Source organism: Alcanivorax sp. 24, from assembly GCF_004360225.1.
Classification (GTDB): Bacteria; Pseudomonadota; Gammaproteobacteria; order Pseudomonadales; family Alcanivoracaceae; genus Alloalcanivorax; species Alloalcanivorax xiamenensis.
Map to the genome: position 1 here is coordinate 140,618 of NZ_SNUA01000009.1, position 13,009 is coordinate 153,626.

Consider the following 13,009-nt stretch of genomic DNA (forward strand, 5'->3'; position numbering starts at 1 on the left):
CGCCTTCCCCGGACGATTACTCAAGGACAGCCAGGCGGGAAACGGGAGCGCCGATGAAGTATCTGTGTCTGATTTACGTGAACGAAGACGCTCTGGAACGACTGCCGGCGGATGAGCGGCGGGCACTGCACGACAGCGCCCGGGTATTACGCCAACAATTGCGTCAACACCAAAGACTGCACGCCAGCGGCACGGTGGCGTGCACGCTCACCGCCACCACTCTGCGATACCGCGATGAACGGCGGCGGATCGAACCGGGGCCGGCCACCGAAGGCCCGGTGCAATTGGCCGGCTGGCTGGTGCTGGAGGCCGCCCATTTGGATGAAGCCCTGGCCCTGGCCGCCCATCTGCCCGCCTGCCGGCTTGGCGCCGTGGAAGTGCGGCCGGTCACCACAGCGGAGGAAACCCCATGATGCGATCCGCGGTTGTTGTTAGCATGAACAGGCTCTCCACCTCCCAACCGATCCGGCAAGCCCAGGAGCGACGCATGGACAGCCCCGCCTCACCGGCGCTGCAACGTCAGGTGGCCTCTCTGTACCAGGCGGAGTCCCGCCGGGTACTGGCCACGCTCATCCGTCTGCTGGGCGACTTCGACCTGGCCGAGGAGGCTCTGCAGGACGCCTTCATCGCCGCCATGGAGCAATGGCCAAGGGATGGCATTCCCGAGCAGCCCCGAGCCTGGCTGGTCTCCACCGGCCGCTTCAAGGCCATCGACACCCTGCGCCGGCGCGCCCGCTTTGACGCTTCCCAGGAAGAGATCGCCCGGCGCCTGGAAAAGGATGTGCCGCCCCCCGGCGAGGAAGAGGAATTGGAAGATGACCGTTTGCGGCTGATCTTCACCTGCTGCCACCCGGCCCTGCCCGCCGACGCCCGGGTAGCGCTGACCCTGCGAGAGGTGTGCGACCTCACCACCGAGGAAATCGCCAGCGCCTACCTGGTGGCCACACCGACCATGGCGCAACGCATCGTGCGTGCCAAGAACAAAATCCGGCAGGCCGGCATCCCTTACCAGGTACCGGAACGGCAGGAGCTCAACGAACGGCTCGACTCCGTGCTGCAGGTGATTTATCTGGTCTTCAACGAGGGTTATTTCGCCTCTTCCGGCGAGAACCTGACACGTCCGGATCTGTCCCGCGAGGCCATCCGGCTCGGCGCCTTGCTGGTGGAATTGCTGCCCGAGTCCGAAGCGCGCGGCCTGCTGGCGCTGATGTTGCTGATCGAGGCCCGGCGTCCGGCCCGCCTGGATCACCAGGGCGACGTGGTTTTATTGGAGGATCAGGACCGCTCGTTATGGGATCAGGACTTGATCCGGCAGGGCACCGCCCTGGTGGAGCGCGCCCTCGGCGAGGGCCGGTTCGGAGCCTATACCTTGCAGGCCGCCATTGCCGCCGTGCATGGCGAAGCCACCAGTGCCGACCAGACCGACTGGCCGCAGATCGTCGGCCTCTACGACGTTTTGTTGCGCACCAGCCCGTCACCGGTGATCGAATTGAACCGGGCGGTGGCGGTGGCCATGCGGGATGGCTGGGAAGCGGGCCTGAAACTGGTGGATGCGCTGCTGGACGACGGTCAATTGGACGGCTATCTGCCAGCCCGGGCCGCCCGTGCCGATCTGCTGCGTCGGCTGGGCCGCCACCAGGATGCGCTGCGGGTCTACCAGGAGGCTCTGACGCTGAGCCACCAGGGGGCGGAGCGGCGCTTGTTGGAAAAACGGGTGACGGAGCTGTCCTCCGTTATCCCATCTTCGTTATAACGCCCCCGTTGAGGATCCATCGATGAAATACCTGTGTCTGGTCTACTGCGAAGAAGAAAAACTGCACGGCTTGCCGGAGAGTCCGGAAGACGCCGAATGCGAGGCCTACTGCGAGACCGTGGAGGCCAGCGGCCAACTGGTGGCCGCCGAGGCCCTGGAGCCGGTCAATACCGCCGTCACCGTGCGTCTGCACCAGGGCACTACTTCGGTCACCGACGGCCCCTTCGCCGAAACCAAGGAACAACTGGCGGGGTTCTATCTGATCGATGCCCGCGACCTGAACCAGGCGATCCAGCTCGCGGCACGAATTCCGGCGGCGCGGGTGGGCTGCGTGGAAGTGCGGCCGGTGCGGGAGTTGCAGCCCTGACCGTTGTTACGCTGACTAAAGCCGCAGCCGGCTCAGGCCGCGTTCAATGCCGCGCTGCAACCCGGCCTTGATGAGTGGCCCCACCAGCGGCAATTTGCCCTGGAAGGTGATGACGTAGTGCAGCCGGCTGCCACCGTCCGGTTGCGCGGAGAAACTCATCACGCCCTGGTGATTCTTCAGCGGACTGCCCTTGCTGATGCGATACTCGATCCGTTCGTTGGGCACCACTTCGGTCACGGTTTCCTCGAACGGCGGCGCCAGCAGGATACGCATGCGGCGCACCGAACCGACGCCATTGGGGGCGTCCACGCCTTCCTTGATTCGCTGAATTTTCGCCGGCGCGAAAATCAGTTCCAGGTTTTCGTGATCACTGAGGAAATCGAACAGTTTCTCCACCGGAAACGGAAAGCTCCGGTTGATCTCAATACGCTGCATGGTATCCACCCACTATCCTGAAGAAGTCCCCCCAAGGACGACGGCGCGGTGGTCGTCGCCCCGGTTCAAAGCGTTCTATTGTTGTGCCCCCGCGACGGTGGGCACAGGTCCGCTCGGGCCATTGCGGGCGCCGTTTCAGGCCGCGTCGGCTTTTACCTGAAAGTATTGGTAGATGCCGTCCAGCAGGTTACGCAAGGCGTTGCCCTGCAAACTGATGCGCGCCATCAGCTCCGCCACGGCATCGTCCGCCTCCATGCCGTCCAGGTTCTCCTGGAACTGATCCAGCGCCTTGATGCGTTTCAGGTCCAGGCCGTCGGTCAGGTCGAACTCCAACTGGTCATTCCAGGACAGGTTCACCCGTACCGGCACCATGTCGGTGTCCAGGTGGGCCAGGATTTCCTCGCGGCCGAGATCCACCGCGGTAAATCGCACACTGGCGCCCTCGCCTTTCACATCCTTCAACTCGCAGCGATCACCAAGACCGAAGTCCTCCGGCAATTGCCGGTGATCCCGCAGCCAGCCGGCGAACGCGGTGGTGGGCGCGCTTTCACCGCCGGCATGGGTCACCGGCAACGAGCCCAGCGCCTCGCGCAGCACCGACACCACCTGCTCGGCACGGGTGGAGGAAGAACTGTCCACCAGAATCCGGCCGCGCTCCAGATCGATCAATACACCGGTGCGGCGGGAGCGGGTGAATGCCCTCGGCAGCAACTCAAAGGTAATCTGCTCCTTGAGTTCCGCCCTTTCCTTACGGCCCACACGGCGGTCATCACGCTCCTGGATCTGCTCCACCCGCTCATCCAGTTCCTCCTTGATCACCGGACCGGGCAACAAGCGGGTGATCTCCTGATGCACGCAGTAGACGAACCCTTCCACCGCGAACACCATGCGCTCCTCACCCTTGAGCGGCGGCACGAAACCCTCGCTGCTGGGAGCCTGGCTGCCGCAGGGCTGACAACGGGCGCCTTCCAGTTGGGCTTCCAGTTCCGACACCGGCCAGGTAAAGGGGTCCTTGGCGCTAAACACCGTCAGATTCTTGATCCACATAACGTTCTACTCTCGGGGCGATCTTTGGGGGAAACCGGCAACACTAACCAAGGGACGCCGCGGCCTCAAGCACCGATGATCCACCGCGAGACATCAACCCGCCCCGGCCGCCAGCAAGTCCGCCACCCGCCGCTCCAAGGCCGGGTGATCCGGGAGTCTCAGCCCGATTTCCTGTTCCAGCACCGCCAGCACTTCCGCCACGCTGCTCAGCGTCCGCCGCTGACGCTCCTGTCCTGGCGGATAGATCGACAGGCGCTGGTTATTCAGGTTCCGGCGGCCATCGGCATCCGCCCGGCAAGCCACCAGGTTGGTGACAAAGTGGGATTGCGGGTGGTGCGACAGATACCAGCTGGCCATTTCGTAATCCGCCTGCCACAACTCGCGCAGATCGAACCGGTACAGGGTTTTCCAGCCCGTCCCCGCGTAAGCCTCGAGCAGGAAATGATCGTTCAGATGCAGCACGCGATAGGGCTCATGGACGGTCTCCTGCGGGCCCACACGATCCAGCCGCAGGGGCGCGGTGGGGGTCAGGGCGCCGAATCCGGTGTCCACCAGATAATCCACCTCATCCAGGGTGGCCCGCAGCAGCATGTGGGACACCGCCGGCCGCGCCGTGTAAGGCTGCTCCCACAGTACCCGGGCGCCCAGACCACTGACCTGAAATCCCAGTTGTTCGAGGATGTTCTTGAACAGCAGGTTATGCTCATAGCAATAACCGCCCCTTTTCTGGTGAATCAGCTTACGTTCCAGCCCCTGTGGAGACAGCTCGACCTCCAGACCGAGAAACGGCGACAGGTTCTCGAAGGGAATGGTCGCGATGTGCCGTCGTTGCAGTTCCGCCAGCAGTGACAGCCCCGGCGTGCGCGGGCCGCGATAGTCGATTCGCTCCAGATAGGCATTGAGATCCACCCGATTGGTCATTGCGTCCTCTCCTTCCTCTTGGTCTGATAGGGCATCAAGCTATGGAGGGGTCAAGGCTAGGACCTCAACCATGCTTAAGGTAAAGCGGCGGTCATACGGTTTTTGCCTATCGCCGCAAAAGGTCAACCCGGCTTATTCAAATAACAGGCCGAATCACGCCTAAATGCCTGCGCCCTGACACGACTGATCACCCAAGAACCAACAAACCGTAAAAACAACAAGCCAGCTCCGGGAGAACAACAATGCTTGGCCAAATGATGCAACAGCCGCTGCTGATCAGCAGCCAGATCACCCACGCCGCCCGTTACCACGGCGACGCCGAGATCGTCTCGGTGGAAACCACCGGCGGCGTGCACCGCACCACCTGGGGCGAGGTGGAACAACGTTCACGTCAGCTGGCTTCCGCGCTGCTGCAACTGGGTTTGGAGCAGTGCGACCGGGCCGCCACTCTGGCCTGGAACAACTATCGGCACCTGGAAGTCTATTTCGGCGTCTCCGGCGCCGGCCTGGTCTGCCACACCATCAATCCCCGGCTGTTCCCGGAACAACTGGTGTACATTTTCAATCACGCCGAGGACAAGGTCCTGTTCATCGACAGAACCTTCCTCCCGCTGATCGCCGCCATCCGTGACAAGCTGGATCATCTGAAACACATCGTGTTGATGGGACCGGTGGACGAGGAAGCGGAAAAGCAGATTCCCGGCATCGTCGGCTATGACGATCTGGTGGCCAAGGGCGTCCCGGACTTCCGCTGGCCGGAGTTTGACGAGAACACCGCCTCCAGCCTGTGCTACACCTCCGGCACCACCGGCAACCCCAAGGGCGCGCTCTATTCCCACCGCTCCACGGTGCTGCATTCCTACGCGGTGGTGATGCCCGACAGCCTGGGGCTCAGCGGGCGGGACTGCATCATGCCGGTGGTCCCGATGTTCCATGTGAACGCCTGGGGGATCCCCTACGCCGCCGCCATGGTCGGTGCCAAGTTGGTGCTGCCCGGACCGAACCTGGACGGCGACAGCCTGAAAAACCTGATCAACGAACATCAGGTCACCCTGGCCGCCGGCGTACCGACCCTGTGGCAGGGTCTGATCGGCTCCCTGAAGAAGAGCGGCGAGAAGGTACCCAGCCTGAACCGCACGGTGATCGGCGGCTCCGCCTGCCCGCCATCGATGATCGCCACCTTCCGTGACGACTACGATGTCGACACTCTGCACGCCTGGGGCATGACCGAAATGAGCCCGATCGGCTCGGTCAGCACCCTGCTGCACAAGCACCTGAGTCTGTCAGCGGATGAGCAGGCGGCGGTGCGCGCCAAGCAGGGCCGGCCGCCGTTCGGCGTGGCATTGAAAATCATGGATGACGATGGCCGCGACCTGCCCAACGATGGCGAGGCGCAAGGCAACCTCTACGCTCAGGGCCACTGGGTGATCGACGCCTACTTCAATGTGGACACCCCGGCACCGCACCGCGACGGCTGGTTCCCCACCGGAGACATCGCCACCCTCGACGCCAACGGCATCCTCACCATCAAGGACCGCTCCAAGGATGTGATCAAATCCGGCGGCGAGTGGATCAGTTCGGTGGAACTGGAAAACCTGGCCATGGGCATGGACGAGTTGGCCGACGCCGCGGTGATCGCCGCCCGTCACGCCAAGTGGGATGAGCGTCCGTTGCTAATCGCCGTCAAGGCGGAAGGTCAGACTCCCTCGGAACAGGACATCCTGGCCGGTTTCGAAGGCAAGGTAGCCTCCTGGCAGATTCCCGACGCCGTGGTGTTCGTGGAACAACTGCCCCGCAATGCCACCGGCAAGGTGCTGAAAAACAAACTGCGCGAGGAATTCGGCGATACCCTGCTGAACCAGGGCTGAACCGCCTCTCACGGGAACGACAAAGCCGCCGTGAGAGCCAGCCCTGCTGGCGAATGAAGTACTCTCGAAGGGTGAAGAATTCGCTTGCAAGCAAGCTTCCCACAGCGGCTTCGTCGCCCATTGCGGTGGGAAGCGGCCTTGGCCGCGAATGCCCTCGGGCCGTTGGCTATTCGCTTGTACGCAAGCACCCACAGCGGCTTCGTGGTAGCCTCCGATTGTCTCCGCTACTTCTGTTCTAATCCCGCCGGGGCGGCAGCACCTGCCACTCCGGCTCCTCGAACTCACCGATCACGGTGATCTCGCAAGTCCGGGCGTGTTTTTCCAGGATACCGCGCACGATCTCGCTGCGGCGGTCATCCTTGGCGTCCCGGCGGGCCTTGGATTCCCAATGCGCGATGGCCAGCAGGGTATCCGGTTCACCGATCTTGCGGTGCAAGTAGGTGCCCCGGGCTCCCGGCGCCTGCTGAATGATCTCACTGGCCTCGATCCAGGCCTCGGCGTACTCCGCCACCGTGTAGCCCGGCTTCATTTTCACTTCGAAAATAAACTTCATGGCTGTGCCCTCTCTTTCCGCACTTTTTACCTTCCGTTCAAGCTCCGTTCAGGAAGACGACAGGCCCGGTTCAGGGTGCCCTCTCTATGCTGGCCGCATCGTTAAACCGTGTCAGCAACAAAGGATCAAAGCCATGAAAACATTCGGCAAACTGGTATTGGGCAGCACTCTGATCGGGGCTATCGGGCTGGCCCAGGCCGCCGATCATTTCGGCGGCATCACCTGGGGTGAAACCAGTAACAACATGCGGAAATCCCACTCGGTGAACGCGCAGTTGAACGACCCCGATCTGGACGGGGCCATCAACAACAGCGGTACCTGGGGTGCGCGTTTCGGCACCGTGGAAGACAACGCCCGCGTCTACGTCACGTACGACTATGCCTCCGATACCCGGCACCAGTACAAATTCCGCCAGCAGAATCTGCTTGGCAGCTATGACGCCCTGCTACCGGTAGGCGATCAAGGGACTCAACTGTTCGGTGGCGTCAGCGCCGGCCTGGTCAGCCTGGAGCAGGAAAGCCGCGGTTTCCACCGGGATCGTGACGTGGGCCTGGCCGGCGGTGTACAGGCCGGCATCATTCAGGATCTCGGCCATAACGTGGCGCTGGAAGGCGGCTACCGCTACCTGCGCACCAGCGCCGACGCGCGGCTGAAGGAACGCGGCGTGGGCAATGCCGGCCGCGCTGATCTGCACAGCAGCGAGCAGTTCTATGTCGGCGTAAACTATCGGTTCTGATCGGCGCCGTCAGGTGCCATGCTACTTGAAACCTCTCCTCGCCGGCTCCACGCCGGCGAGGCATTATCGGAGGCCCCATGAAACTGCTGGTGGTGGAAGACGAGGCGTTACTGCGCCACCATCTGTACAGCCGTCTGGGCGAGCAGGGTCACGTGGTGGATGCGGTGGCCGATGCCGAGGAGGCGCTGTACCGGGCCAGGGAATACCATCATGACCTGGCCATCGTCGATCTCGGATTACCCGGCATGAGTGGTCTGGACCTGATTCGCGAGATTCGCAATCAGGGCCGGGATTTTCCCATCTTGATTCTTACTGCCCGCGGCAACTGGCAGGACAAAGTGGAAGGGCTGGCCGCCGGCGCCGACGACTACGTGGTCAAACCGTTCCAGTTCGAGGAGTTGGAAGCGCGCTTGAACGCCCTGCTGCGGCGCGCCTCCGGGTTCGTTCAATCGACTATCGAGGCCGGCCCCCTGGTGCTGGATCTGAATCGGCGGCAGGCCCGTGTCGGCGGGCACGGCCTCGGGCTGACCGCCTATGAATACCGGATTCTCGAGTACCTGATGCGCCACCATCAGCAGGTGGTGAGCAAGGACCGGCTGATGGAACAGCTCTACCCCGATGACCAGGACCGCGATCCCAATGTGATCGAGGTGCTGGTCGGGCGCCTGCGTCGCAAACTGGATCAACCGGGTGGCTTCCGGCCGATCGAGACGGTACGCGGGCAAGGCTATCTGTTTACCGAGCGTTGCCGGTGAAACGCTCCCTGCGCCTGCGACTGATGCTCGGCGCCGCCACTCTGGCGGTGCTGTTCATCATTGCCCTGCAACAGGCCCTGCAGCAGGCGTTCAGCCTGGCACTGGAAGACACCATCGAACAGCGGCTGGCGGCGGATGTGAGCACTCTGATTTCCGCCGCCCGGGTGGAAGATGGCCGCTTGCACATGCCCGATCATTTGCCCGACGAGGAATTCTCCCTCCTCGACAACAAGCTGTTCGGCTATATCTATGACCGCGATGGCCATCTGCTCTGGCGCTCCGCCTCCACCCACGATCTGAACATCGATTACCTGCCCCGTTATGACGGCGACAAGAACCGCGAGTTGCACCGCATTCGCGACGCCAACGGCGTCAGATTGTTCGTCTACGACATGGAAATTGATTTGCTGCGGGGCGAGAACGCCGCCTACAGCATCGTCACCGTACAGCCGTCCCGGGACTATGACGCCATGCTGTCCGGCCTGCGCAAGCAGCTTTATGTCTGGCTCGGCGGCGGTCTTCTGGTGTTGTTGTTACTGCTGTGGCTGGGGCTGACCTGGGGTTTGCGCACCCTGCGCGGCATGAAAGAAGAATTGGACCAGGTGGAAAGCGGCGAGCGGGAGCGTCTCAGCGAAGACCATCCCCGGGAACTGCTGCGTCTGACCCGCTCACTGAACCGTTTGCTCGACGGTGAACGGCTGCAGCGGGAGCGCTATCGGGATTCCCTGGCGGATCTGGCCCACGGTCTGAAGACCCCTCTGAGCCTGCTTCAGGCGGTGGGCGAGACGCTGTCTTCCCGTCGGGAAAATCACGAGCAGGTGGAAATCATGGGCGATCAAATCGAGCGCATGAACCAACAGATCGGTTTTCAACTGCAACGGGCTTCGCTGCGTCGTAGCGGCTTGATCCGTCACCAGGTGGCACTGGCGCCCTTGCTGGACACACTGGAAACCGCCCTGGACAAAGTCCACCATGGGAAGCGGGTCACTCTGGAGCGGGCTGTTCCCAAGCACTTCATGGTACCGCTGGAACAAGGCGCGCTGCTGGAGGTACTCGGCAATCTTCTGGAAAACGCCTATCGCCTCTGTCTCAGCCGGGTACGCGTCAGCGCCCGACGGCTCAGCGACGGTGACATCCTGGTGGTGGAAGACGACGGCCCCGGCATCGCCGGGGATCAGCGCGAACGCATCCTCCGAAGGGGCGAGCGGCTGGATACCCGCCATCCCGGCCAGGGGCTGGGGCTGGCGGTGGTCAAGGACATTCTCGACAGCTATTCGGCGACCCTGACCCTGGACGATTCCCCCCTCGGCGGCGCCCGCTTCATGTTGTTCTTTCCTCGCTAGGAGGCAGTTGGGAACCACCCGCGCACGGCCTCCGCGATTCTGTGCGCGCACTGCTCCGGTCTCGCCTGAAGGATAAAATGCGGCCCCTCGAGTTCGACGATATTCAGATCGGCAAAGGCAGCCTGGAACTCCTCGGTGGCGTTCCTTACCAGAACATCATCGCGGGGCCGAAGATACAGCGCCGGCACAGTGAACTGGTGGCCTTCAAAACGCATACCCGCTATTTGTCTGAGCCGTTCCCCAAGCACCTTTCCCGGCACCGTGCTTACTGTCTGTTTGAACCGGGCAATCGCATCATCGGAAGCGTCCCGCCCCATGAGAAACCATCGAATTCCCAACGATGAGGCGGGCAGCGCCAGCAATGATTTGACCGGCAAGGCCGCCGCCAGCCCGGGAAGCAACCTACCGGGTCTGGAAAGAAAAGACGCCACGAAAATAACCGCCTTGAGGTTCGGGTCCTCCCGCAGCAGGAGCCGCTCCGCGATCTTCCCGGAAAAGGACTCCGCCAGCAGCATATAGTCGCTATCCGGCAACTGGCCGGCGATGTGATCGGAGAGGCGCTCGATGTCCTGCCGCCCACTGTCCGGAAGCGGAATCACTTCGCATTCCAGCGACGTCAGATGCGTCAGCAGGTCGCGAAAAAGCAGCCCCGTTCCATCCATCCCCGGCAGCAGCATCAGTTTCATGCGCGTTTTACCGCTCGCTTTCCGTTACTTCCTGAACCAATCGCTGAAACAGCGCCATGTCTTCCCAGGCGCGATGGTCGCCTTCGGCGTAGGCGCGGGCATTGCGATGGTAAGCCAGGGCGTTGACCCGGTTGGCGACGCGGTTATCGCGTTGGCGGCGCACTTCGCCGGGCGACCCCATGACGATGGAATTATCGGGAATCACCGTGCCTTCCTTGAGGAAGGTATGGCCGGCAATGATGCAGTTATCACCGATCACGCAACCGTCCATGATGGTACTGTTGATGCCGATCAGGCAGTTGTTACCAATGGTGCAGCCATGCAGCGTCACATGGTGGGTAATGGAACAGTACTCGCCCACCCGGGTACCACAGCCGCTGCCGATGTGAATCATGACGAAATCCTGAATGTTGCTGTAACGGCCGATGTGGATGTCATAGGCTTCCGCCCGCGCCGCCGCGTTGATCCACACGGATGCCCCTTCCTCGATGGTGATATCGCCATACAGGTAAGCGGATTCGTGAACGTAGGCACTGTCGTGAATGTTGGCGCGGGAATCGATGAACCCCATGGCTTGTTCTCCTTATGCTGATTGCGGTTTCATACCATTCGGAATTTCGTAGCGTACATTTAGGGCCTGTTCACCCCAGCATTATCAAAGAGACCGGACAGGCCGGTCCGACAGGGAGCATAGCATGGGACAGTTCATTGATATCGAGGCCCGCGACGGCGGTCATTTCCGCGCCTATCTGGCCGTGCCGGAAGGGGGCCGGGGGCCCGGGCTGGTGCTGGGTCAGGAGATTTTCGGTGTCAACGGCACCATGCGCGAGCTGGCGGAGTATTACGCCGAGGAAGGCTACGTCACCCTGGTTCCGGATTTGTTCTGGCGCATCGAACCCGGTATCGAACTGGGCTACACCGAGCAGGATTTCGGTCGCGCTTTCGAACTGTTCCAAACCATTGATCTGGATCTGGCCATCGACGACATCGCCGCCACGCTGGATGCCCTGCGGCAACGGCCGGAGGTGAGCGGAGACGATTTGGGCTTCGTCGGCTATTGCCTGGGCGGCAAGCTGGCCTATCTGACCGCCTGCCGCACCGATGTGGCGTGCAGCGTCGGCTACTACGGAGTCGGTATCGAGAACCATCTGCAAGAGGCCGGGTCGATCCGGGGGCGGCTGGTGCTGCATTTCGCCGAATTGGACGGCTTCTGCGACGACGCGGCCCGCAACCGCATCATCACCACCCTGGGCGGCACCGTGTCACGCCTGGAAACCTTCGTCTATCCCGGAGTGGATCATGCCTTTGCCCGGCCCAAAGGCGACCACTATCACAAACCCTCCGCGCAGATGGCGCATGAACGCACCATCGCCGCCCTGAAAAGGGAGATCGGCCCCGAATACGATCTGTCCGCCCTGTGGGAGGAACACGTGCGCTACGAATTCGACGCGCGCGATGTCCCGGCGACCATGGCCACCATGGTGTCCGAACCCTATGTGAACCACATTCCCACCATGACCGGCGGCGTCGGTTATCCGCAGCTGAGCCGCTTCTATCAGCACCATTTCGTCCACGGCAATCCCGAGGACATGATGCTGACGCCGATCTCCCGCACCATTGGCGCCTGCCAGATCGTCGACGAGTTCGTGCTCAGCTTCACCCACGACCGGGAAATCGACTGGCTGCTGCCCGGCGTCGCCGCCACCGGCAGGAAAGTGGAAATCCCCATGCTCGGCGTGGTGCGCTTCCGCGGCGACAAGCTGTGCCACGAACACATCTACTGGGACCAGGCCAGTGTGCTGGTGCAAATCGGCCTGCTGGACCCGGCAGGCCTGCCGGTAACCGGCGTGGACAGCGCCCGCAAGCTGCTGGACGAATCCCTGCCTTCCAATACGCTGATGGCACGCTGGAAGGAGAGCGCGGGCCGGGACTGAGCCACCGACCGATCGTGGCCCGTGAACCACTGCCTCCCCGCCATTGGCGATAGCAGTGGTTACACGCCCGTTCGCTGCCAAGGCAGCTTCCCACAGCGGCCTCGTAGTTTCTTTGCGGGAAGCGAGCTCGCTCGCGAAATCATGTCCGCAAGACCGACTATTCCGGGCAGCCGGCCTCCGGGCTCGGGCAGTTCACCATCCAGGGGATACCGAAACGGTCGGTGGCCATGCCGAAACGCAGCGCCCAGAACGTCGCTTCCATAGGCATGATCACGCTGCCGCCGCTACACAGCGCCGCGAAGACGTGCTCGGCCCGCTCCGGGTCATTTACCTCCAGCGACACCGACAGCCCCGTCGGCACCTGATACCGGTCCGAAGGGCTGTCCGAGCCCATCAGCACGGTGTCGTCCAGTTTTACGCAGCCGTGCATGATCCAGTCCTGTTTCGCCTCGGGCATGTCCTTACAGCCTTCAGGCCCGTACGGCAGCAGCGCCAGAATTTCGCCGTCCAGCAGATCAGCGTAGAACCGCAGCGCTTCCTCGCACTGTCCCTGGAAGAAAAGATAGGGATTTACGTTCACGGATGACTCTCCTTATGGGTTAACGTCACCA

At 62.5% G+C, this 13,009-nt stretch carries 15 protein-coding genes; 8 read left to right on the forward strand and 7 right to left on the reverse strand.

All coding sequences use genetic code 11. The features are described from left to right. Positions 1-53 precede the first annotated feature (53 nt). The 3 genes from E0L37_RS13625 to E0L37_RS13635 all read left to right on the forward strand — a co-directional run bounded on the left by E0L37_RS13625 (position 54) and on the right by E0L37_RS13635 (position 2,120). Positions 54-413: a YciI family protein gene (locus tag E0L37_RS13625; RefSeq protein WP_133492267.1), complete on the forward strand. Its 360-nt coding sequence runs from the start codon at positions 54-56 to the stop codon at positions 411-413. 74 nt (positions 414-487) lie between these two features. Then, positions 488-1,753: an RNA polymerase sigma factor gene (locus E0L37_RS13630; RefSeq protein WP_133492268.1), complete on the forward strand. Its 1,266-nt coding sequence runs from the start codon at positions 488-490 to the stop codon at positions 1,751-1,753. A gap of 22 nt (positions 1,754-1,775) precedes the next feature. Then, entirely contained in the window at positions 1,776-2,120 is a 345-nt protein-coding gene (locus E0L37_RS13635; RefSeq protein WP_133492269.1) for a YciI family protein, read from the forward strand. Between the two features lie 15 nt (positions 2,121-2,135). Here E0L37_RS13635 and E0L37_RS13640 read toward each other — a convergent pair whose 3' ends face one another. The 3 genes from E0L37_RS13640 to E0L37_RS13650 form a co-directional block, all read right to left on the reverse strand. Next, the gene (locus E0L37_RS13640) at positions 2,136-2,555 is read right to left on the reverse strand and encodes an SRPBCC family protein (RefSeq protein WP_133492311.1); all 420 of its coding nucleotides are present in this window, start codon (positions 2,553-2,555) and stop codon (positions 2,136-2,138) included. Positions 2,556-2,690: 135 nt separating this feature from the next. Next, positions 2,691-3,602, reverse strand: coding sequence for a recombination-associated protein RdgC (locus E0L37_RS13645; protein ID WP_133492270.1), 912 nt, complete (start codon positions 3,600-3,602; stop codon positions 2,691-2,693). A gap of 93 nt (positions 3,603-3,695) precedes the next feature. Next, positions 3,696-4,523: an arylamine N-acetyltransferase gene (locus tag E0L37_RS13650; protein ID WP_133492271.1), complete on the reverse strand. Its 828-nt coding sequence runs from the start codon at positions 4,521-4,523 to the stop codon at positions 3,696-3,698. 242 nt (positions 4,524-4,765) lie between these two features. Between E0L37_RS13650 and E0L37_RS13655 the strand changes: the two genes are divergently transcribed. Continuing rightward, on the forward strand, positions 4,766-6,391 hold the full coding sequence (locus E0L37_RS13655) for a long-chain-fatty-acid--CoA ligase (RefSeq protein WP_133492272.1): 1,626 nt from the start codon (positions 4,766-4,768) through the stop codon (positions 6,389-6,391). Positions 6,392-6,626: 235 nt separating this feature from the next. Here E0L37_RS13655 and E0L37_RS13660 read toward each other — a convergent pair whose 3' ends face one another. Further along, a complete protein-coding gene (locus E0L37_RS13660) occupies positions 6,627-6,944 on the reverse strand; it encodes an antibiotic biosynthesis monooxygenase (protein ID WP_133492273.1) in 318 nt (105 codons plus the stop codon). A 133-nt stretch (positions 6,945-7,077) separates the two neighbouring features. On the opposite strand from E0L37_RS13660, the gene E0L37_RS13665 reads away from it, so the two are divergent. The 3 genes from E0L37_RS13665 to E0L37_RS13675 all read left to right on the forward strand — a co-directional run bounded on the left by E0L37_RS13665 (position 7,078) and on the right by E0L37_RS13675 (position 9,778). Then, positions 7,078-7,680, forward strand: coding sequence for an outer membrane beta-barrel protein (locus E0L37_RS13665; RefSeq protein WP_133492274.1), 603 nt, complete (start codon positions 7,078-7,080; stop codon positions 7,678-7,680). 77 nt (positions 7,681-7,757) lie between these two features. Beyond that, positions 7,758-8,435 (forward strand): response regulator, encoded by a 678-nt coding sequence (locus E0L37_RS13670; protein ID WP_133492275.1) that lies wholly within the window; start codon positions 7,758-7,760, stop codon positions 8,433-8,435. Further along, a complete protein-coding gene (locus tag E0L37_RS13675; protein ID WP_166643067.1) occupies positions 8,432-9,778 on the forward strand; it encodes an ATP-binding protein in 1,347 nt (448 codons plus the stop codon). The genes E0L37_RS13670 and E0L37_RS13675 overlap by 4 nt, the downstream gene beginning before the upstream one ends. Here the strand turns inward: E0L37_RS13675 and E0L37_RS13680 are convergent. Together E0L37_RS13680 and E0L37_RS13685 are read right to left on the reverse strand one after the other, a co-directional pair. After that, positions 9,775-10,464, reverse strand: a complete 690-nt coding sequence (locus tag E0L37_RS13680) for an alpha/beta fold hydrolase (protein ID WP_159661287.1) — start codon at positions 10,462-10,464, stop codon at positions 9,775-9,777. The two genes, E0L37_RS13675 and E0L37_RS13680, sit on opposite strands and share 4 nt — an antisense overlap. Positions 10,465-10,471: 7 nt before the next feature. Further along, positions 10,472-11,035: a gamma carbonic anhydrase family protein gene (locus E0L37_RS13685; RefSeq protein WP_133492277.1), complete on the reverse strand. Its 564-nt coding sequence runs from the start codon at positions 11,033-11,035 to the stop codon at positions 10,472-10,474. Between the two features lie 124 nt (positions 11,036-11,159). On the opposite strand from E0L37_RS13685, the gene E0L37_RS13690 reads away from it, so the two are divergent. Next, positions 11,160-12,398, forward strand: coding sequence for a dienelactone hydrolase family protein (locus tag E0L37_RS13690; RefSeq protein ID WP_133492278.1), 1,239 nt, complete (start codon positions 11,160-11,162; stop codon positions 12,396-12,398). A 157-nt stretch (positions 12,399-12,555) separates the two neighbouring features. Here the strand turns inward: E0L37_RS13690 and E0L37_RS13695 are convergent, their stop codons facing one another. Further along, on the reverse strand, positions 12,556-12,978 hold the full coding sequence (locus tag E0L37_RS13695) for a VOC family protein (RefSeq protein WP_133492279.1): 423 nt from the start codon (positions 12,976-12,978) through the stop codon (positions 12,556-12,558). Positions 12,979-13,009 lie beyond the last annotated feature (31 nt).

Bases quoted from the DNA above. Each gene is read 5' to 3' on its own strand.
- E0L37_RS13640 (WP_133492311.1), bottom strand. From the start codon at position 2,555: ATGCAGCGTATTGAGATCAACCGGAGCTTTCCGTTTCCGGTGGAGAAA.
- E0L37_RS13685 (WP_133492277.1), bottom strand. From the start codon at position 11,035: ATGGGGTTCATCGATTCCCGCGCCAACATTCACGACAGTGCCTACGTT.
- E0L37_RS13630 (WP_133492268.1), top strand. From the start codon at position 488: ATGGACAGCCCCGCCTCACCGGCGCTGCAACGTCAGGTGGCCTCTCTG.
- E0L37_RS13690 (WP_133492278.1), top strand. From the start codon at position 11,160: ATGGGACAGTTCATTGATATCGAGGCCCGCGACGGCGGTCATTTCCGC.
- E0L37_RS13645 (WP_133492270.1), bottom strand. From the start codon at position 3,602: ATGTGGATCAAGAATCTGACGGTGTTTAGCGCCAAGGACCCCTTTACC.
- E0L37_RS13665 (WP_133492274.1), top strand. From the start codon at position 7,078: ATGAAAACATTCGGCAAACTGGTATTGGGCAGCACTCTGATCGGGGCT.
- E0L37_RS13635 (WP_133492269.1), top strand. From the start codon at position 1,776: ATGAAATACCTGTGTCTGGTCTACTGCGAAGAAGAAAAACTGCACGGC.
- E0L37_RS13655 (WP_133492272.1), top strand. From the start codon at position 4,766: ATGCTTGGCCAAATGATGCAACAGCCGCTGCTGATCAGCAGCCAGATC.
- E0L37_RS13625 (WP_133492267.1), top strand. From the start codon at position 54: ATGAAGTATCTGTGTCTGATTTACGTGAACGAAGACGCTCTGGAACGA.
- E0L37_RS13670 (WP_133492275.1), top strand. From the start codon at position 7,758: ATGAAACTGCTGGTGGTGGAAGACGAGGCGTTACTGCGCCACCATCTG.
- E0L37_RS13680 (WP_159661287.1), bottom strand. From the start codon at position 10,464: ATGAAACTGATGCTGCTGCCGGGGATGGATGGAACGGGGCTGCTTTTT.
- E0L37_RS13660 (WP_133492273.1), bottom strand. From the start codon at position 6,944: ATGAAGTTTATTTTCGAAGTGAAAATGAAGCCGGGCTACACGGTGGCG.
- E0L37_RS13650 (WP_133492271.1), bottom strand. From the start codon at position 4,523: ATGACCAATCGGGTGGATCTCAATGCCTATCTGGAGCGAATCGACTAT.